This window comes from Ligilactobacillus pabuli, assembly GCF_022836475.1.
GTDB classification, from domain to species: domain Bacteria; phylum Bacillota; class Bacilli; order Lactobacillales; family Lactobacillaceae; genus Ligilactobacillus; species Ligilactobacillus pabuli.
In genome coordinates this window covers 1-328 of the sequence record NZ_BQXH01000061.1, presented here as the reverse complement: position 1 = coordinate 328, position 328 = coordinate 1, and the positions used below count along the sequence as shown (strand labels likewise).

1 rRNA gene is annotated in these 328 nt (G+C 52.7%); it reads left to right on the top strand.

Annotated elements, in window-relative coordinates:
- Positions 1-328, top strand: a 23S ribosomal RNA gene (locus LPAF129_RS11105); the annotation flags it as partial.

Here is a 328-nt window from a genome sequence, read left to right as displayed (position 1 = left end):
TGAAGCTAGACCGTAAGGACTGGTGGAGCGCTTAGAAGTGAGAATGCCGGTATGAGTAGCGCAAGGTCAGTGAGAATCTGACCCACCGTATGACTAAGGTTTCCTGGGGAAGGTTCGTCCTCCCAGGGTTAGTCGGGACCTAAGCTGAGGCCGCAAGGCGTAAGCGATGGATAACAGGTTGAGATTCCTGTACTAGTTAGATTTGTTTGAATGATGGAGGGACGCAGGAGGCTAACGGAGCGTGCAGCTGGAATTGCACGTCCAAGCAGCGAGTCGCAAAGCGAGTGAAATGCTTGCTTTGGTGTAAGATGAGCTGTGATGGGGAGCG